Annotated in this window: 18 protein-coding genes; 9 read left to right on the top strand and 9 right to left on the bottom strand. The window is 74.3% G+C overall.

What is annotated here, in order from left to right:
• Nucleotides 1-123: 123 nt before the first annotated feature.
• Complete coding sequence (locus PVK37_RS18775) at nt 124-660, top strand: GNAT family N-acetyltransferase (RefSeq protein WP_275028776.1); 537 nt, start codon at nt 124-126, stop codon at nt 658-660.
• A 7-nt stretch (nt 661-667) separates the two neighbouring features.
• On the opposite strand, the gene PVK37_RS18780 is transcribed toward PVK37_RS18775, so the two are convergent.
• Complete coding sequence (locus PVK37_RS18780) at nt 668-2146, bottom strand: glutamate-cysteine ligase family protein (RefSeq protein WP_275028777.1); 1479 nt, start codon at nt 2144-2146, stop codon at nt 668-670.
• A 196-nt stretch (nt 2147-2342) separates the two neighbouring features.
• On the opposite strand from PVK37_RS18780, the gene PVK37_RS18785 reads away from it, so the two are divergent.
• Nucleotides 2343-2681 carry a DUF3817 domain-containing protein gene (locus PVK37_RS18785; protein ID WP_275028778.1) on the top strand — a complete coding sequence of 113 codons (339 nt, stop codon included), beginning with the start codon at nt 2343-2345 and terminating at the stop codon, nt 2679-2681.
• Nucleotides 2682-2701: 20 nt separating this feature from the next.
• Here the strand turns inward: PVK37_RS18785 and PVK37_RS18790 are convergent, their stop codons facing one another.
• Nucleotides 2702-3283 (bottom strand): sigma-70 family RNA polymerase sigma factor, encoded by a 582-nt coding sequence (locus tag PVK37_RS18790; protein ID WP_275028779.1) that lies wholly within the window; start codon nt 3281-3283, stop codon nt 2702-2704.
• 92 nt (nt 3284-3375) lie between these two features.
• Here PVK37_RS18790 and PVK37_RS18795 point away from each other — a divergent pair, with 92 nt between their 5' ends.
• The gene (locus tag PVK37_RS18795; protein WP_275028780.1) at nt 3376-4122 is read left to right on the top strand and encodes a zf-HC2 domain-containing protein; all 747 of its coding nucleotides are present in this window, start codon (nt 3376-3378) and stop codon (nt 4120-4122) included.
• 25 nt (nt 4123-4147) lie between these two features.
• Here the strand turns inward: PVK37_RS18795 and PVK37_RS18800 are convergent, their stop codons facing one another.
• Nucleotides 4148-4699, bottom strand: coding sequence for a hypothetical protein (locus PVK37_RS18800; RefSeq protein ID WP_275035169.1), 552 nt, complete (start codon nt 4697-4699; stop codon nt 4148-4150).
• A 68-nt stretch (nt 4700-4767) separates the two neighbouring features.
• Nucleotides 4768-4905, bottom strand: coding sequence for a hypothetical protein (locus PVK37_RS18805; RefSeq protein ID WP_275028782.1), 138 nt, complete (start codon nt 4903-4905; stop codon nt 4768-4770).
• On the opposite strand from PVK37_RS18805, the gene PVK37_RS18810 reads away from it, so the two are divergent.
• Nucleotides 4904-6028: a baeRF2 domain-containing protein gene (locus PVK37_RS18810; protein WP_275028784.1), complete on the top strand. Its 1125-nt coding sequence runs from the start codon at nt 4904-4906 to the stop codon at nt 6026-6028. The two genes, PVK37_RS18805 and PVK37_RS18810, sit on opposite strands and share 2 nt — an antisense overlap.
• A gap of 121 nt (nt 6029-6149) precedes the next feature.
• Nucleotides 6150-7193 carry an iron-containing redox enzyme family protein gene (locus PVK37_RS18815; RefSeq protein WP_275028785.1) on the top strand — a complete coding sequence of 348 codons (1044 nt, stop codon included), beginning with the start codon at nt 6150-6152 and terminating at the stop codon, nt 7191-7193.
• A gap of 87 nt (nt 7194-7280) precedes the next feature.
• On the opposite strand, the gene PVK37_RS18820 is transcribed toward PVK37_RS18815, so the two are convergent.
• Complete coding sequence (locus PVK37_RS18820; protein WP_275028787.1) at nt 7281-7508, bottom strand: CDGSH iron-sulfur domain-containing protein; 228 nt, start codon at nt 7506-7508, stop codon at nt 7281-7283.
• Between the two features lie 272 nt (nt 7509-7780).
• On the opposite strand from PVK37_RS18820, the gene PVK37_RS18825 reads away from it, so the two are divergent.
• Both PVK37_RS18825 and PVK37_RS18830 read left to right on the top strand, forming a co-directional pair.
• Nucleotides 7781-9136, top strand: coding sequence for a hypothetical protein (locus PVK37_RS18825; RefSeq protein WP_275035170.1), 1356 nt, complete (start codon nt 7781-7783; stop codon nt 9134-9136).
• A gap of 280 nt (nt 9137-9416) precedes the next feature.
• Nucleotides 9417-10295 (top strand): SigB/SigF/SigG family RNA polymerase sigma factor, encoded by an 879-nt coding sequence (locus PVK37_RS18830; protein WP_275028789.1) that lies wholly within the window; start codon nt 9417-9419, stop codon nt 10293-10295.
• A 161-nt stretch (nt 10296-10456) separates the two neighbouring features.
• Here the strand turns inward: PVK37_RS18830 and ctaD are convergent, their stop codons facing one another.
• The 4 genes from ctaD to PVK37_RS18850 form a co-directional block, all read right to left on the bottom strand.
• Complete coding sequence (ctaD, locus tag PVK37_RS18835; protein ID WP_275028790.1) at nt 10457-12451, bottom strand: aa3-type cytochrome oxidase subunit I; 1995 nt, start codon at nt 12449-12451, stop codon at nt 10457-10459.
• Between the two features lie 100 nt (nt 12452-12551).
• Entirely contained in the window at nt 12552-13277 is a 726-nt protein-coding gene (locus PVK37_RS18840; protein ID WP_275028791.1) for an ATP-binding protein, read from the bottom strand.
• A gap of 114 nt (nt 13278-13391) precedes the next feature.
• Nucleotides 13392-14546, bottom strand: a complete 1155-nt coding sequence (locus PVK37_RS18845) for a glycosyltransferase (protein WP_275028792.1) — start codon at nt 14544-14546, stop codon at nt 13392-13394.
• A 148-nt stretch (nt 14547-14694) separates the two neighbouring features.
• Nucleotides 14695-15678, bottom strand: a complete 984-nt coding sequence (locus PVK37_RS18850; protein ID WP_275035171.1) for a glucosyl-3-phosphoglycerate synthase — start codon at nt 15676-15678, stop codon at nt 14695-14697.
• A 247-nt stretch (nt 15679-15925) separates the two neighbouring features.
• Here PVK37_RS18850 and PVK37_RS18855 point away from each other — a divergent pair, with 247 nt between their 5' ends.
• Both PVK37_RS18855 and PVK37_RS18860 read left to right on the top strand, forming a co-directional pair.
• On the top strand, nt 15926-16921 hold the full coding sequence (locus PVK37_RS18855; protein ID WP_275028794.1) for a Gfo/Idh/MocA family protein: 996 nt from the start codon (nt 15926-15928) through the stop codon (nt 16919-16921).
• A complete protein-coding gene (locus PVK37_RS18860) occupies nt 16914-18002 on the top strand; it encodes a zinc-dependent alcohol dehydrogenase (RefSeq protein WP_275028795.1) in 1089 nt (362 codons plus the stop codon). The genes PVK37_RS18855 and PVK37_RS18860 overlap by 8 nt, the downstream gene beginning before the upstream one ends.
• Nucleotides 18003-18115 lie beyond the last annotated feature (113 nt).

Genomic DNA, 18115 nt, shown 5'->3' on the forward strand with positions numbered 1-18115 from the left:
GCGGACGTCACCGAGGGGGGAGGTCACCCCGCGGCCACCGACCGTCCGCCGCTGCCGGCGGGAGTACGAACTTCTCCGGGACCGGGTCCTGACCGGGCTGCGGGTGAACGCGGCCGCGCTGCCGTGACCGGCCCGGCGCAGCCGGCGGTCCGGTTACGGCCGGTCGTCGAGGCGGACCTGGCGATGTTCCGGCGCTTCCTCGTCGAGCCGGGCCTGATCGGGCTCGACTGGGCCGGCTTCCGCGATGCCGGCGCGCCGGGCCGGCGGTTCGCCACCGACGGCTACCTCGGTCCGGACGACGGCCGCCTGGTGGTGGAGGTCGAGGCGGAGCAGGTGGCGGCCGGTTTCGTCAGCTACACCGCGGGGTCGTACGGCGGGCTGGCCCGGCACTGGGAGATCGGCATCGCGCTGCTGCCCGAGTGGCGCGGGCGGGGCATCGGCTGGCGGGCCCAGGCGATGCTGGCCGACTACCTGTTCGCGCACACCCCGGCCCAGCGCGTCCAGGCCGGCACCCACCCGGAGAACGTCGCCGAGCAGCGGGCGCTGGAGAAGGCCGGGTTCCGGTTCGAGGGCGTCATCCGGTCGTGCGAGTTCCGGGCCGGCCGGTGGCGCGACGGTCACCTCTACAGCCGGCTGCGCGACGACCCGTCCCCGGGCTGAGTCCCGCTCAGGGCAGCGGCCACTCGTGGACCGGCCGGTTGGCGTGCATCAGCTCGACGTAGTGGCCCACCATCCGGCGCAGCGCCTCCGGCCGGTCCAGGTGGTCCTCGGACTCGAACCGGTGCAACGTGGCCACCTGCCAGGTCGCCCCGTTGCGGCCGGTCAGGCAGCGCTGCTCGATGATGCCGAGCAGCCGGTCCCGTTCGGCCGGGGCCACCCCCCACCGGTCCAGGCCGTGGTGGGCCAGCGGCAGCAGCCGGCGCAGCACCAGCTCGGTGGCCGGCAGGTAGCCCAGTCCGGGCCAGAACACCCGGGCGTCGATGCCGTGCCGGGCGCAGCTCTGGAAGTTCTCCTCGGCGGCGCTGAACGACATCTGCGACCACAGCGGCCGGTCCGCCTCGGCGAGCGCCCGGACCAGCCCGAAGTAGAAGGCCCCGTTGGCGACGGTGTCCAGCACGGTCGGGCCGGCCGGCAGCACCCGGTTCTCCACCCGCAGGTGGGGTCGGCCGCGCAGCACGTCGTAGACCGGCCGGTTCCAGCGGTAGATGGTGCCGTTGTGCAGGCGCAGCTCGGCCAGCTTCGGCACGTCCCCGGCGGCGAGGGTCTCGGCCGGGTCCTCCGGGTCGCAGATCGGCAGCAGCGCCGGGTAGTAGCGGACGTTCTCCTCGAACAGGTCGAAAACACTGGTGATCCAGCGTTCCCCGAACCACACCCGGGGGCGTACCCCCTGGGCCTTGATCTCCTCCGCCCGGGTGTCGGTGGCCTGCTCGAACAACGGGATGCGGGTCTCCCGCCACAGCTCCCGACCGAACAGCAGCGGCGCGTTCGCGCCGAGCGCCACCTGGATCCCGGCGATGGCCTGCGCGGCGTTCCAGTAGTCGGCGAACTGGGCCGGGCTGACCTGGAGGTGGAACTGGGTGCTGGTGCAGGCCGCCTCGGGGGTGATCGTGTCGGCGGTGGTCACCAGCCGCTCCACCCCGTTGATCGCGATCCGCAGGTCCTCGCCGCGGGCGGCGAAGATCTGCTCGTTGAGCAGCCGGTAACGCGGGTTCGCCGACAGCGTCCCGGCGGTCAGGTGCTCGGGACGCAGCGTCGGCAGGATACCGATCATGACCATGTGCGCGCCGAGCGCGCGGGCCTTCTCCTCGGCGGCGTTCAGGCTGGCCCGGACGTGCTCCTCGAACTCGGCGGTGCCGGTGCCGGCCAGCCGGCGGGGCGCGACGTTGATCTCCACGTTGAACTGGCCCAGCTCGGTCTGGAAACTCGGGTCGGCCACCGCGGGGAGCACGTCGGCGTTGCGCATCGACGGCATCCCGGCGTCGTCGACCAGGTTCAACTCGATCTCCAGCCCGGTCGTCGGGCGCTCGAAGTCGAACCGGGACTCCCGCAGCATCTCCGCGAAGACGTCCAGACAACGACGGACCTTCTCCCGGTAGCGGGCCCGGTCCTCCCGTGTGAAGGTTCGTACGCCGACGTCCTCGCCCATGGTCACCACCCTGTCACCCCTGGCGTGTTTAACCTCGCACGGGCCGGACCAAACCTGAAGGACCGAAGGTCCCTTTGTGCCCCCGACGCGTTCCCCGCGCGGACGGCCCGGCGTGATCCGGGTCGCGCCGCCGCCGGCCCCGCGCCGGGGTACCCGCTGCGGCCCCTAACATGGCCCGGACGGAAGGGGAGCGGACGTGCGCGAGAAGGTGACCCGGTGGTTCCGGGTGGTGGCCGTCGCCGAGGCGTTCTCCTGGCTGGCACTGCTGCTGGCGATGGCGGTCAAGTACGGTCCGCCCGGCAACGAGATCGGCGTACAGATCACCGGGCCGGTGCACGGCGGGCTCTTCGTCGCGTACGGCGGACTGGCCCTGCTGGTCGCGTGGCTGCACCGGTGGAGCTGGCCGACCACCGCGCTGGCCCTGGTCTGCGCCGTACCGCCGTTCGCGACGCTGGCCTTCGAGCGGTGGGCCCGCCGGCGGGGCCGGCTCGCCGCCGCCCCGGAGCTGGCCCGGAGCCCCGTTCCGCTGGGCTGACCGCGCCCCCTCCGGGAACGTCAGCCGGCGACGCTGCGTCCGGGGCCGGCCGACTCCCGCATCCCGGCGACCAGGTCCTCCCGGGCCCGGGCCACCCGGGAGCGGATCGTGCCGACCGGACAGTTGCAGACCTCGGCGGCCTCGGCGTAGGAGAGCCCGAGCAGTTGGGTCGCGATGAACGCCTCCCGCCGCTGCGGGGCCAACCCGTCCAGCAGGTCCCGTAACGCCACCTGCTCGTCGAGGACGGCGGAGCCCTGCCGGAACGCGGCCACCTCCGCCGCCGACTGCCAGTCGTCGAGCCGGGCCTGCGGCGGGCGGCGGGCGGCCGAGCGGAGATGGTCGGCGGCCACCCGTCGGGCGATCGCCAGCAACCAGGTCCGCGCCGTGGACCGGGCCGCGAACCGGGGCAGCGCCCGCATCGCCCGCAGGTACGTCTCCTGGGCCAGGTCGTCGGCCTCCACCGGATTGACCAGATAGGCCAGGAAACGGTGCACGTCCCGGTGGGTCACCTCGACGAAGCGGGTGGCGGCCCGCCGGTCCCCGGTCTTTGCCGCCAGCGCGAGCCGGGTAACGGTCTCGTCGTCGGCCCGCTCGGCGAACATGCGGCACAGATTACCCGTACGTCCGAGCTGATGGGGGAACCGACGGCGCGCCGGGGTGGCAGCGGCGTGGCGCGGTCGGCCACCATGGGCGGGTGAACTGCGCTTCCTGCCGGGACGCCCTGTCGGCCCGCCTCGACGGCGAGGAGTCACCGGGGGAGGGCCCGGCGCTCGACGCCCACCTGGCGTCCTGCCCGTCCTGCCGCCGGTGGTACGACGACGCTGCGGAGGTCGGCCGGCTGCTGCGGGTCGCCCTGCCGACGCCGCCGTCGCGGGGGATCCCCGACAGCGTGCTGGCGGTGGCTCCGAGCCCGTGGTGGGCGCGACTGTCCCGGACCCTGTACGGGCTGCTCGGCGTGCTGGGCGCCGGTCAGTTCCTGCTCGGGGTGACCCAGATCGGGGCCCTGGCCCGGGGCACCCACACCCACACCGACCAGGTCGCCAGCGCCGGCCACCTGTGGCACGAGTCGGCGGCGTGGAACCTCGCCATCGGCGCGGCGTTCGGGCTCATCGCGGCGCGACGGGTCCGGCCGGCGGCGATGGTCCCGGTGCTGACCGTGTTCGTCGCCGTGCTGACCCTGCTCAGCCTCGGTGACGTCGGGGCCGGACGGGTCCAGGTGGCCTGGTTGCTCAGTCACGGGTTCCTCATCGCCGGCTACGGGGTGCTGCTGCTGTTGCGGCATCCGCTGCTGGACTTCGGTGACCCGCCCACCGGCCCCCGCTCCGGCCGGTGGCGGCCGGTCTTCGACGACCCGGCCGACGAGGCGGCGGACCTGCCGGGGCCGTCCGGTCGCCGGTGGGCGCCGGGCAGCCCCACGCCCACCCGCCGTGAGGTGGCCTGACCGCCGCAGCCGGAACCGCTGATGCTCAGACGACGATCACGAGGACCAGCAGGGACACCACCACCAGCACGCCGAGGGCGGCCTGGAGCAGCAGCGGCGGCCCGAGGTGCGACCAGACCGTCGGCGGGCGCGGGGTCAACCACTGGGTGGTGGTGATGTTGACGATCCGCTCGATCCGGGGCGGCAGGTCCGGGTCGCCCTGGTCGCGGAGGGTGAGCTGGACGTGGTCGCCGGGGTGCACCGCGCTCTGCGCCAGGTGACCGTGCAGCTCGACCTCGTAGAGCTGACCGTCGGTGTCGCGCAACCGGACCGGGGTGACCAGGAACTCCGGCCCCTTCTTCAGGTCCTTCCACTTGCGTCGGGCGCCCGCGCCGCCGGCGGCCTTGAGCACCGTGCGTACCAGCAGGGTCAGCAACTGCACCACGCCGGCCGCCGTCACCACCGCCACCAGGATCGGCTGCGCCACCCGCATCTCCCGGGTGTAGCCGTCCATGAAACGGACCACCCGCCCGGTGAAGATCCTGCCGGTGGGGCGGAGGATCCGCGGGCGTCGGAGGTCGCTGTCCATCGTCGTCACCACCGATTGTTCTGTTCTGTACACCGATCGTATCGGTCGACCGGGGTTGAACCACATGAGTGAACCCCTCACGCGTACGGCGCGTCGCCGGTGCCGGCCGCCGTGGTCTTCCGCCGCAGGAACGTCCGGGTCGCGGCAGCGGCGATCAGGTGACAACCGCAGCGGCGCGGGTAAGCGCGGGGCCGAGCCGGAAAGGGGTCGAGCATGGAGCTGTCCTTCCTGCGCCCGCTCTACGAGCATCCCGGGCCGTGGTGTTCGGTGTACCTGGACGCGTCCCGGGACACCCAGGACTCCCGCCCCGCCCTGGACCTGCGCTGGCGGGCCCTGGCGGGCCGCCTCGCCGACCAGGGGGCGGACCCGGCGACGGTGGCCGCCCTGGACCGGACGGTGCGCGGGCACGACCCGCTGACCGGCGACTACGGGCTGGCCGTCTTCGCGGCCCGGGGCCGGGTGGCGCTGGCCGAGTACCTCTCCGCCCCGCCCGCGACGGATCTCGCCTACCACGGTCCGCTGCCGCACACCATGCCGCTGGTCGCCGACCGGGGCGAACAGGTCGCCTGGGTGCGGGTGCTCGCCGACCGCACCGGGGCCGACGTGGTGGCGGTCAGCGCCGGTGGCGTGCCGCGCCGGGCGCACGTACGGGGCCGGGAGAGCTACCAGCTGCGCCGGGTGCGGCCGGGCGGCTGGTCCCAGTCGCGCTACCAGCGGGCCGCCACCGAGGCGTGGCACCACAACGCCGGGGACACGGCGGCGGCCACCGTCGAGCTGGCCGAGCGGGTCGGCGCCGAGGTGGTGGTGCTGGCCGGGGATGTCCGCGCCACCGGCGTGCTCGCCGCCCAGCTCCCGCCCCGCTGGCAGGACCGGCTGGTCCGGACCGACGCCGGCGCCCGCACCGGCGGCGCCGACCCGGCCGCCATGGAGGACGTCACCGTGCAGACCGTCGCCGAGCTGGCCGACCGGCGGGTCCGCGAGACCCTGGACCGCTTCGGCGTCCAGGAGGACGTCGGGGCCGGGCTGGACGCGGTGGTCGCCGCGCTGCAACGCAACCAGGTCGACACCATGATCATGGTCGACGACCCGTCGTCGACCGACGACCTGTGGATCGGCCCGGAACCGACCGAGATCGCCACCGACCCGGGTCAGCTCACCGCCCTGTCCGTCGACGAGCCGCAGCGGGTACGCGCCGACCAGGCGTTGCTACGCGCCCTGGTCGGCACCGACGCGGCGTTGACCGTGCTCGGGCGGGACGAGGCCCCCGAGCTGACCGACGGGATCGGCGCGGTACTGCGGTACGTCGACGCCGGCACCCCGGGGCGTGGCCCGGCCTGACCCGCCCCGCCGACCTGCCCCGCCGACCCGGGACGCGGTGACCTGCCGTACCCGGGTCGCCGGCGTCGTTTAGTCGGGGCTGGCCAGGGCATCTACTGGCCCAGTCGACCCAGGAGGTGCCATGTCCGACCCCGCTGCGCGCCCGTACGGCCCCGCGCCGTTGCCCCGGGCACGCGGCCCGGTCCCCGCCGCCGTGCTCACCGCGTGGCGGCACCCGCCACACGACCTGCCGGACCACCTCGTCCCCGAACCGGACGACCCGCTCACCGACGAGGACCTGCACCTGACCCTGTTCCTCTGCTACGAACTGCACTACCGGGGCTGGGTCGGGGTGGCCGAGGAGTGGGAGTGGCAGCCGTCCCTGCTGGCCCTGCGGGCCCGTGCCGAGCGGCCGTTCGAGGCGGCCCTGCGTCGGCTGGTCGGTCCGCTGCCGACACCGTCAGCGGCGGAGCTGCCGGCGGCGCTGGCCGAGCTCACCCGGGCCGACCACGGTCCGCCGCTCGCGGCCACCCTGCACCGGACGGCCACCCTGGAGCAGTTCCGGGAGTTCGTCGTGCACCGCTCGATCTACCACCTGAAGGAGGCCGACCCGCACTCCTGGGCGATCCCCCGGCTCGGCGCGCCGGCCAAGGCCGCGCTGCTGGAGATCCAGATGGACGAGTACGGTGGCGGCCGCCCGGAGCGGATGCACGCCGAACTGTTCCGCGGCACCCTGGACCGGCTCGGTCTGGACAGCGGCTACGCCGCGTACCTGGAGGCGGTCCCGGGGGTGACCCTGGCCACCAACAACCTGATCTCGCTGTTCGGCCTGCACCGGCGGTGGCGCGGGGCGCTGGTGGGGCACCTGGCAGCCTTCGAGATGACCTCCTCGCTGCCGAACCGTCGGTACGGCAACGGGCTGCGCCGGCTGGGACTGGACGGGACGGCCACCCGCTTCTACGACGAGCACGTCACCGCCGACGCCGTGCACGAGCAGATCGCCGCACACGACCTGTGCGGGGGACTGGTCCGGGCCGAGCCGGACCTCGCCGGGGACGTGCTGTTCGGCGCGGCGGCGTGCCTGGCGGTGGACGGGCTCCTCGCCGGACACCTGCTGGACAGTTGGGCCGCCGGCGGCAGCTCGCTGCGCCCGACGACCGGCACCGCGCTGCCGTTGGCGGCCTGACCCGCTGACGGCCCCGGCCGGACGGCCGGCACCGCGCTACCCACGGCGGCCGGACCCGCCCTGGGCGGCCCGGCCGGGACCGGTGGCTCAGGTCGGTCGGTGGTTCCCCTCGGCGCGGAAACCGGTCACCTTGTGGGTGCCGTCGCAGAACGGCTTCAACCCCGACCGGCCGCACCGGCACAGCGCCACCGTGCCCCGCCGGGTGTCGATGCGCTCCCCGTCCGGAGTGACCAGGGCGAAGTCCCCCCGCACCAGCAGCGGCCCGTCCGGGTAGGGGGTGATGGTGGTCGCGGCGGCTCTCTCGTTCTCCGGCATGGCACCGGATGTGCCCGGCCCGGATGCCCCGAAACCCCGCCCGGCCAGCCCCGGCGGCAGCCGGACGCCGGGGGCGCGACCTCCGTCCGGGGCCGGGGAAACCCGAAGGGGGACCAGGCTCGGATTCCCCCCGCCGGGTGGCGGAGGCCCCGTTTGAACCCCATCCGGACGGGAAGCCGGGCCGCGTGGCGAGCGAACGAGGCAGGGTCGGATCGGGACGCGGGACGCGCGGTGGACCTCCGGACGCCGGTGCCGGCCCCGCCGGGGACCGGGTGGTGGCGGTGGGCAGCACCGCGCGGGTGCTGGTGGCGGCGGCCGCGCGGGCGTTGAACGGCACCGACTGCGCCGACATCGGCCATCCGCCGGCCCTGTCCCGGTTCGTGGGCGCGCCCGAGCCGGTACGCCGGGCGGCCGTGGTCCGGGCCGCCGGGCGGGTGGCGCTGACCGTGGACCAGGCCGCCGAGGTGGACGCCGGACGGGTGGCCCGGTGGATCGTCGACCAGTACCCGGACCGGCGTTTCCCGGCCGTGGTGCTCGGCTCGGCGCACGGGGCGGCCGTCCACCTCGCGGTGGCGCTCGGCGTGCCGTGGCTGCCCACCGGATTCGAGACCACCGTGCACTGGACCGACGGGGCGGTCGACCGGCCCCGGGCCGCCTGGGACCACGGCGCGGCGCTGGCCGCCCGGCTGTTGCGCGGCAACGACGACGTACACGTCCGCCAGGTGCACTGCCCGGCCAGCCGGGGCGCGCTGGCCGGGGCGACGGTGTCGCTGGGCGTACGGTGGCAGCGGCTGCCGGCGGCGTACCTGCGGTTCCTGGCCGACCAGCTGGACCCCGGCGCGCCGGTGCTGCTGCTGCGCGACGCCCGCACCTGGCCGGTCCGCGACTCCGGTCGCGGGCACAGCTTCCAGGTGGGCTGCCCGGCCAGCGGGCTGGACCCGGTGGACTTCCATCCGGACGCCCACGCGCTGCGTCAGGTGCTCCGCTCCGCCGGCGGTGACGGCGCGCGCTGGGACCCGCCGGAGGTCTCCGTGCCGCAGGCCCCGGCCGAGAACGGCGTGGAGTCCGGTTTCGAACTCGACGCCCGGGACTGGGCCGGTCGTCGGGGACACCCGCTGCACCGGGTGCTCGTGCCGCGCCCGGAGGTGCTCAGCGCGGCCGTCGCCGACCTGTACCGGGGGTGGCTGCGCGCGGCCGGCAAGACCGGTGACCGGTTGGTGGTGGAGTGTGGTCGACTGCTCGACCCGTGGCAGGTGGTGCGGGCCGGGCTGGTGCCGTACTGGTGCGAGAACGCCACCCGGCGCAGCGTCTCGGCCGCCGAGTGGTGGCTGGCCGGCAGCGAGCCGTTCACCTCGGTGGACGTCCTGCCGGAGCCGCCGGGGGTGGCGTCCCCGGCGCTGGCCGGGCTGCCGCAGTGGCTCGCCGTCGCCTCGTTCGGCCGTCGTCGCCGCGCCCTGGACCGGACCGCCGCGCGCGGCTACCCGGTGACCTCCGTGCCCACCCGCCGCGCCACCGAGGTGCTCCGGGGCCAGCCGTACGACCTGCCGGTGCCGCCGCCGCTGCGGGCGGACGTCGCGCTGGCCGCGTTGCGGGACAGCGGCACCGCGCAGGGCCTGCTGGTCACCTGATCCCCATCCGCCTCCCGCGCCCCGGCGGCACGCCCGCGTACCGGCTCCGCCGGTGGTGGACCGGGCCAGCCCGGCGAATCATCCTCGCGACCTCGGGGTCTCGTGGTTGAGTACCTACAGAGCGGAAACACCGCTGGCTGCGACGACCTGATCACGTTTCGTGGCGCTGCGGTTGTCGCTCGTCGCATTCCCCAATCTCCGACCCGGCCGGCCCGGGCGCGGCACTGTGCCGTGCCCGGGACCAGCCGGACGGAGGGGACCTTCGGCGAGGGAGGCGCGGATGTTCGGACAGCCCACCACAACCACCCCGGCCCCGACCGAGCGGGGACTGGAGGACCTTGACGCGGCGGCTCTGGCGTACGCGGCGCGGATCGAGGGTCTTCCGCCCGAACGGCGGCAGGAGGCGCGGGACGACCTGGTCCGGTTCGCCCTGCCGTTCGCCGGGCGGCTGGCCCGCCGCTACCGGGGCCGGGGCGAGCCGCTGGAGGACCTGGAGCAGGTGGCCCGGCTCGGTCTGGTCAACGCCGTCGACCGGTACGACCCGGAGCGGGGTTCGTTCACCGCGTACGCGGCGATCACCATCGTGGGTGAGATCAAGCGGCACTTCCGGGACCGCACCTGGGGGGTGCACGTGCCCCGCCGGCTGCGGGACCTGATCCTCGAGGTCGGCCAGGCGACCGCCGCGCTGACCAGTGAGCTGTCCCGCAGCCCCACGGTGGCCGAACTGGCCGAGCGGCTGGAGACCCCGCAGGAGGAGATCCTCGCCGCGTTGGAGTCCGCCGCCGGCTACAGTCCGGCCTCGCTGAACGCGCCGGTCGGTGGGGAGAGCTCCGCCGAGTTCGGTGACCTGGTGGGTGAGTCGGACAACGCGTTGGAGTCGGTCGACGACCGGGTGACCGTCAGTGGTCTGCTGCACCGGCTGCCCTGGCGGGAGCGGCGCATCCTGGCGATGCGGTTCTACGGCAACCAGACCCAGGCGGAGATCGCGGCGCGGTTCGGCATTTCCCAGATGCACGTCTCCCGGCTGTTGTCCCGGGCGTTGACCTGGCTGCGTCAGGCCATGCTCGCCGACGCCCCGCCGCCCTGGCAGAACGGCGAGCAGCCGGAGACCGGGCGCACCCGGGCGGCGGCGACCGCGCAGCCCGCCGACCGGGGGTAGCGGCGCGCGCCCCGGCCCGGCGACTCGGCGACCCAGTCCGCGAGGGCGGCGCAGCCCGGCGATCGGGGCTAGCGGGGCCGCGCGGGCGGGCCGGGTGGGTCGGGCGGGCCGGATGGCTGCCTGCGGGCAGCCCGGCGACCGGCGGTGGGGGAATCCCCGGCTCAGTCGTGGGGCGGCGGGTGGGGGTGCCGCCAGCGGTCGTTGCCGTCGGGCTCCCGCTCGGCGTCGAGCGGATCCTCGCCGGGCTGCTCGGTCTCCTCGAAGCTGGGCCGCAACACCCCCTCCGGCTCGGGGACCTCCACCGGACGGGCCCCGGACTGCGGGATCGGCTGGTAGTCGGCGGCCTCGTGGGCGCCCCGGGCGCCCCGGGCGCTCGGCGACTCCGGTAGGTGCTTCTCGTGGCGCAGTTCCTCGCGCATGGTCTGGGGTGGGCGGGTGCTGCGTTGCGGCAGGTCCCGGCCGAGGTCGGCGACGAGGGGGCCGTACTTGGCGTCGAACGCCGGCCGCTCGGAGCGGATCCGGGGCATCCGGTCGAAGTTGCGCAGCGGGGGCGGGCAGGTGGTGGCCCATTCGAGGGAGTTGCCGAAGCCCCACGGATCGTCGACGGTCACCATCGCCCCGTACCGCCAGGACTTCCAGGCGTTCCAGATGAAGAACAGGGTGGAGACGCCGAGTACGAACGAGGAGACGGTGGAGATGGTGTTCAACGTGGTGAAGCCGTCGGTGGGCAGGTAGTCGGCGTACCGGCGGGGCATGCCCTCGTTGCCGAGCCAGTGCTGCACCAGGAACGTGCCGTGGAAGCCGAGGAACATGGTCCAGAAGTGGATCTTGCCGAGGCGTTCGTCCATCAGCCGGCCGGTCATCTTCGGCCACCAGAAGTAGAACCCGCCGAAGAGCGCGAAGACCACCGTGCCGAACAGCACGTAGTGGAAGTGGGCCACCACGAAGTAGCTGTCGGTGACGTGGAAGTCCACCGGAGGCGAGGCGAGCAGCACCCCGGTCAGCCCGCCGAGCAGGAAGGTCACCAGGAAACCGACCGCGAACAGCATCGGCGTCTCGAAGGTGAGCTGCCCCTTCCACATGGTGCCGATCCAGTTGAAGAACTTCACCCCGGTGGGCACCGCGATCAGGAAGCTCAGGATGCTGAAGAACGGCAGCAGGACCTGGCCGGTGGCGAACATGTGGTGCGCCCAGACCGTCATCGACAGCACGGTGATCGCGATGGTGGCCGCGACCAGACCCTTGTACCCGAAGATCGGTTTGCGGGAGAAGACCGGGATGATCTCGGTGATGATGCCGAAGAACGGCAGCGCGATGATGTACACCTCGGGATGGCCGAAGAACCAGAACAGGTGCTGCCACAGCATCTGACCGCCGGTGGCCGGGTCGTACACGTGCGCCCCGAGCAGCCGGTCGGCGGCCAGCGCCAGCAGCGCGGCGGCCAGCAGCGGGAAGACCAGCACCACCAGCAGGCTGGTGAGCAGCATGTTCCAGGTGAAGATCGGCATCCGGAACATGGTCATGCCGGGCGCCCGCAGGGTGAGCACGGTGGCGATCAGGTTGACCGCGCCGAGGATGGTCCCCAGCCCGGAGAGCACCAGCCCGATGATCCACATGTTCGGCCCGACGCCGGGCGAGTGCTGCACCCGGCTCAGCGGCGTGTACGCGGTCCAGCCGAAGTCCGCCGAGCCGTCGGGGGTGAGGAAACCGCCGATGACCATCAGCCCGCCGACCAGGAACAGCCAGTAGGCCAGCGCGTTCAGCCGGGGGAACGACACGTCCGGCGCGCCGATCTGGATCGGTACCAGGTAGTTGCCGAAACCGAACGCGGCCGGGGTGGCGAAGAGCAGCAGCATGATGGTGCCGTGCGAGGTGAACAGCTGGTTGTACTGCTCGGGGGAGAGGAACTGGAGGCCGGGCCGGGCCAGCTCGCCGCGGATCAGCATCGCCTGCACCCCGGCGACCAGGAAGAAACCGAACGAGGTCAGCAGGTACAGCAGGCCGATCTGTTTGTGGTCGGTGGTGGCCAGGAAACGCAGCAGCTTGCCGCCGGGCAGGGCCGGGCGGACCGGCCCGGGGTAGCCGCCGAAGCGGGCCGGCGCGAGGATGGCCGGTCCCCGGTCCCGGCCCGCCCCGGTACTGGTCGATGTCGTCATCCCGCTGCTCACCCCGTCCGCGCCCGGAGATAGGACGGGCGTGACTACCCGCCGCTCTCACCATCAAACCAGGCGAGAAGCGGGAAAAGGGGCGTAACGGCTACAGTGCGGGGAGCATCGCCCAGACCACCTTGCCGTTCCCCACCGGGGAGGTCCCCCAACGCTGGGTCAGGTCCCGCACCAGCAGCAACCCCCGCCCACCCTCGGCGTCGGCGCGCGGATTCCCCGGCCGGGCCACCGCCCGGCTCCCGTCGGTGACGGCCACGTGCAGGTACGGCCGCCGCAGGGTCAGGGTGACCTGCATCGGGGTGCCGGCGTGCCGGACCACGTTGCCGACCAGCTCACTGAGCACCAGCGAGGACGGGCCGACCAGCTCCGGCAGGTTCCACCGGCCGCACGCGTCCCGGGCCAGCTCCCGCGCCCGGCGGCAGGCGTCGGCGACCGGCTGGAGCCGTACCCGCAGGCGCGGCGCGGCCCCGCTGACCTCCCGGCTGGCCTCGGCGTAGCTGCCGCGCACCGGCACCACCCGGCAGGCGGTCGACTCCGCCAACCAGCCCGCCGCGTCCGGCGGCGGGGCACAGAGCACCATCGGCACCGCCGGCCAGTCCGCCGCCTGCCGGGCGGTGGCCGCGAAGACCGACAGCGCCAGCTGGTCCCGGACCCGCAGCCCGGCCAGGTCCACGATCAGCGCGTCCGGCTGGGCGGCCAGGCAGCGGTCCAGGACGGCGTGCACCGGACGCATCGTTTCCAGATCGAGGGTGCCGGCCAACCGGACCACCGTGACGGGCGAATCGTCACGTACCTGGCAGGTGATCCGCCTCGACATGGTCCTTGCTCCGTCCGTCCCGATGATCTCGTGCCCCCGGTGGTCCGCCAGTACCCTCCGGGGCTGCGCCGAAACCGGCACCGACAGCCACCGTGACAACAGTCAGGGGTGGGGTCAGGCCGCCAGCAGGCGGGGCGCGGCGAGCTGGCCGACCCGGTCGTAGAGCTCCACGTACCGCTGGGCCATCACCGCCGGGGTGAACCGGACGGCGGCCTCCCGCCGGCACTCCTGCGGGTCCAGCGGGCCGGCGGCCAGCACCAGCTCCCCGAGCTGGTCCTCGTCGTCGGTCAGCAGCCCGGTGCGGCCGTGCTCGATCAGCTCGGGCAGGCAGCCGCGCCCGGTGGCGACCACCGGGGTGCCCAGGGCCAGCGACTCCACCACCGCCGTGCCGCCCGGCTCCTCCCAGCGCAGCGGGAACAGCATGGCGCGGGCGGACGCCACCAGGTCGTCCCGCTCCCGGCCGGCCACCGTGCCCACCCAGCGCACCCGGTCGCCGTCGACGTGCGGGGCCACCTCGTCGAGGAAGAACCGGACGTCCGGGTTCTGCCGGGCGTCCGCACCCGCCGCGGCCAGGTCCGCCGGACGATGGTACGGGCCCACCGGCCCGGCCAGCACCAGCGGGAAGCCGGCCCGCCGGGCCAGCCGGGCGGCCACGTCCTGCCCCTTGCCGGGATTGATCCGGCCCAGCACGACCACGTGGTCCCCCTTGAGCGGACGGGGCCGCCGGTCGGCGTCCACCGCGAGCGGGGTGGACAGGTGCACGTGCCCGACCGAATGGTCGCGCAGCGCCTGCGGGGCACGGGCGAGCTGGGACGCGGACACCCCGTTCACCCGGACCCGGTCACCGCCGTCGAGCTGGCCGTACAGGGCGGGGTGCTTGGCGAGGTCCCAGTGCAGGGTGTGCAGCACCGGCGGGGCGTCCGGGCCCATCGCGGCGAGGGTGGCCAGGCCGACCGCCTCCACGTGGTCGTGCACCAGGTCGATGTCGTCGCGGGCGTGCAGCTGGCGCACCACCCCGGCCAGGTGCGCCTGGGCGAGCCCGCAGACCTGGTTGTACGGGCGTTGCAGCGCGGAGAACTGCCCGTCGGGGAAGACCGAGAACCGCTCGTCCACCGGCAGGGTGCTGGTGTCGACGGAGGCGAGCACCACGCGTACCCCGAGCCGGCGCAGCTCCGGCACCAGCGTGGCGATCACGTTCTCGATGCCGCCGTACCCGGGTGGCGGCACGGACAACCAGGGACCGGCGTTCATCAGCACGGTACGGCTCACGGGATCTTCCTTCCCTCGGCGGAACGCGGGTGGTGCTGGGTCGCACGGGACGCGGATGGTGCCGGGGTCACGCGGAACGCGGGTCGTGCCGGGTAACGCGGCATGCGGATGGTGCCTGGTCACGTGGCACGCGGATGGTGGTGCCGGGTCACGCCGCCGCCACCCGGCGGCGGGGCACCAGGTGTCGCAGCTCCGCCAGGGGCGGGCGCTCCTGGATGGCGATGTCGCTGACCACGATCTCCCGGCCCAGGTTCGGCAGCGCGTCCGAGCCACCCCGCCGGAACTGGGTCAGCAGGGTGGCCGGCACGGCGTCCGGGTGCGCCCAGCCGCGCCGCTGCAACCGGGACCAGACGGTCAGCATGATCTGCGCCGACATCCGGCCCAGGGCGGCGGTGTCCTGGTGGCGGTGCTTGCGCTGGCCGAGATCCACCTGGGCCAGCGCGTCCAGACCGACCAGCTCCAGCAGGTCGATCAACATGGCCGTCTCCACGCCGTACCCGGAGACGAACGGCACCCGGGCCAGCACCTCGCGCCGACCGGCGTACTCGCCGGCCAACGGCTGGACGAACCCGGCCAGCTCCGGCCAGAACAGGTTGAGCAGCGGGCGGGCCATCAGCTCGGTGACCCGACCACCCCCGTCCGGCTCGATGCTGGCCTGGCCGATCAGCGGCCGGTGGTAGAAGCCCTTGACGAAGTCGACGGAGGGATCGGTCAGCAGCGGCCCGAGCAGGCCGGTGACGAAGTGCGGACGGAACTCCCGGAGGTCGGCGTCGACGAACGCCACCACGTCCCCCCGGGCCGCGGCCAGCCCGGCCCAGAGCGCGTCCCCCTTGCCGGTGAGCCGGGGCAGCGACCGGGTCATCTCGTCCTGGCCGACCACCTCCGCCCCGGCGGCCCGGGCCACCTGCGCGGTCCGGTCGGTGGAGCGCGAGTCGACCACGATCAGCTCGTCGACCAGGGGTACCCGGTCCATCAGGTGTTCCCGGATCGTCGCCACGATCGCCCCGACGGTGGCCTCCTCGTCCCGGGCGGGCAACACCACGCTGACCCGGTTGTCCCCCTTCGCGGCGATCAGCCGCTGGGCCGTCCACTCGTCCGCCGAGGTCGTGCGGTACGTGGCCCAGGCTTCCACCACCGGTGACACGCTCGATTCCGGATCCCGCACTGGCACACCCCCATAGTCGTAACGGCGTCCGCCGTTGGCTGTGCGCGGGACGCGGACCAGGGATTTCCCAGCCGCGACCGCCACCTAACCGATCTGCCCCCATCATCTTGATCACAGGCCCCACCTGCACCATTTCCCCCAGGTGAACGTTTGCCCCCGCGCCGGTACGGGCAGTCGGCAGAGCACAGCAGAACACGGGCGGGGAGGACTGCGCATGGGTGCGTGTCGGGTGGCACTGGTCGGGGCGGGCGGGGTGGCCCAACGGCACGCCCGGGTGCTGGGCGGGTTCGCCGACGTCGAACTGGTCGGGGTGACCGACGTCGCCCCCGACGCGGCGGCGGACCTCGCCGGGCGGTACGGCGGACGGGCGTTCCGGGACATCGACGACCTGCTGGCCGCCGGGCCCGACGCGGTGTACGTCTGCGTGCCGCCGTTCGCCCACGGCCCGGTCGAGGAGGCGATCGTCGACGCCGGCGTGCCGATGTTCGTGGAGAAACCGGTCGCGGTGGACCTGGACACCGCCGAACGGATCGCCGAGCGGGTGGCCCGCCGGGGTCTGCTCACCGCGGTCGGCCACCACTGGCGCTACCTGCACGTGGTGGACCAGGCCCGGGAACTGCTCGCCGACCGCCCGGTGCGGCTGGTCAGCGGCGCCTGGCTGGACAAGGTCCCCCCGGTGGACTGGTGGGCCCGCCGGGACCGCTCGGGCGGCCCGGTGATCGAGCAGGCGGCCCACGTGCTGGACCTGATCCGGGTGCTGGTGGGTGAGGTCACCGAGGTCACCGCGTACGGCGACGGCAACCCGCCGCCGGTCGACGGCGCGGACATCGACTCGGTCACCACGGCGGCGCTGCGCTTCGCCGACGGGGCGGTGGGCACCCTCGCCGCCGCCTGCGTGCTCGGCTGGAAGCACCGGGCCGGGCTGGAGATCCTCGCCGACGGGCTGGCCCTGTCGCTGACCGAGAACGGCCTGACGGTGTGCGACGCCGACGGGGAACGCCGCTTCGACGCCGACCCGGACGGCGCGCGGGTCGCCGTCGACCGGGCGTTCGTCGACGCGGTGCGGGGCGTCGGCGACGACGTCCGGGTGCCGTACCCGGAGGCGCTCGGCACCCAGCGGCTGGCCTGCGCGGTCGCCGAGAGCGCCCGTACCGGACGGCCGGTGGCCCTGCCCGCCCCGGGCCGGATGGGGGTGACCGTCGGTGCGTGACCGGGTCGTGGTGGTCAGCGGCCCCGGGCAGGTCGACCTGGTCGAGGAGGAGCCCGCCGAGCTGCGTCCGGGCACCTTCCGGGTGGAGACCCTGTACAGCGGGATCTCGGCCGGCACCGAACTCAGCTACGTCAAGGGGACCAACCCGTACCTCAACGTCACCTGGAACGCCGACCTCGGGCTGTTCCAGCCCGGCGCGGCGAGCACCCCGTACCCGGTGCGGCGGCTGGGCTACATGCAGGTCGGCCGGGTGGTGGAGAGCGCCACCCCGGCGGTCCGGGTCGGCGCGGTCGGCGCGATGACCTACGGCCACCGGACCGGGTACGTGGCCGACCCGGTCGCCGAGCGGTTCGTGCCGCTCCCCGACGACCTCGACCCGCTGCTCGGCGTGTACGTGGCGCACATGGGGCCGATCTGCGCCAACGGTCTGCTGCACGCCGCCGCCGACCTGCACGGCGCCGACGTGCGCTCGCTCGCCGACGGGGTGGCCGGCCGTCGGGTCGCGGTGGTCGGCAGCGGGGTGGTGGCCCTGCTCACCGCCCTGTTCGCCCAGCGGCACGGGGCCGCCTCGGTGGTGGTGCTCGACCCGACGCCGCAGCGTCGGCAGGTCGCCGAGGCGCTCGGCCTGGAGACCCTCGACCCGGACGCCGCCGACCCGGCGGTGGTGCTGAAGACCAGGTGGGCGCACACCGCCGGGGACCGGGGCGCGGACGTGGTGTTCCAGTGTCGGGGACAGGCGTGGGCGCTGCACCTCGCGCTGCGGCTGCTGCGCCCCCAGGGCACCGTCATCGACCTGGCCTTCTACCAGGCCGGGGCGGACCAGGTCCGGTTCGGTGAGGAGTTCCACCACAACGGGCTGTCGCTGCGGTGCGCCCAGATCGGCCGGGTACCGAGAGGGCTCGCCCCGACCTGGGACCGGGAACGGCTCTCCGCCGAGACGGTCGCGCTGCTGCGCGACCGGGGGGAGCTGATCCGCGCGCACCTGGTCTCGGCCACGGTGCCGTTCGCGGAGGCCCCGGCCCTGCTGACCGACCTGGCCGAGCGTCGCCGGCAGGAACTCCAGGTCGTGCTGACCTGCTGAGCAGCTGACCTGCTGCCCGCGTCACCGTTCGGCCGGGCGGGTCCGGGGCATCCGGCGGTCGGCCGGCCGGCGGTCCGTCGTCCGGCGGCCCGGCCGGTCCCGGGGATCAACCG

Origin of the sequence: Micromonospora cathayae, assembly GCF_028993575.1 — a bacterium.
Classification (GTDB): Bacteria; Actinomycetota; Actinomycetes; order Mycobacteriales; family Micromonosporaceae; genus Micromonospora; species Micromonospora cathayae.

Excerpts from the sequence above, each read along its gene's own strand:
- PVK37_RS18855 (WP_275028794.1), top strand. The coding sequence starts at position 15,926 with ATGGGTGCGTGTCGGGTGGCACTGGTCGGGGCGGGCGGGGTGGCCCAA.
- PVK37_RS18820 (WP_275028787.1), bottom strand. The coding sequence starts at position 7,508 with ATGCCGGAGAACGAGAGAGCCGCCGCGACCACCATCACCCCCTACCCG.
- PVK37_RS18830 (WP_275028789.1), top strand. The coding sequence starts at position 9,417 with ATGTTCGGACAGCCCACCACAACCACCCCGGCCCCGACCGAGCGGGGA.
- ctaD (WP_275028790.1), bottom strand. The coding sequence starts at position 12,451 with ATGACGACATCGACCAGTACCGGGGCGGGCCGGGACCGGGGACCGGCC.
- PVK37_RS18805 (WP_275028782.1), bottom strand. The coding sequence starts at position 4,905 with ATGCTCGACCCCTTTCCGGCTCGGCCCCGCGCTTACCCGCGCCGCTGC.
- PVK37_RS18840 (WP_275028791.1), bottom strand. The coding sequence starts at position 13,277 with ATGTCGAGGCGGATCACCTGCCAGGTACGTGACGATTCGCCCGTCACG.
- PVK37_RS18815 (WP_275028785.1), top strand. The coding sequence starts at position 6,150 with ATGTCCGACCCCGCTGCGCGCCCGTACGGCCCCGCGCCGTTGCCCCGG.
- PVK37_RS18790 (WP_275028779.1), bottom strand. The coding sequence starts at position 3,283 with ATGTTCGCCGAGCGGGCCGACGACGAGACCGTTACCCGGCTCGCGCTG.
- PVK37_RS18810 (WP_275028784.1), top strand. The coding sequence starts at position 4,904 with ATGGAGCTGTCCTTCCTGCGCCCGCTCTACGAGCATCCCGGGCCGTGG.
- PVK37_RS18780 (WP_275028777.1), bottom strand. The coding sequence starts at position 2,146 with ATGGGCGAGGACGTCGGCGTACGAACCTTCACACGGGAGGACCGGGCC.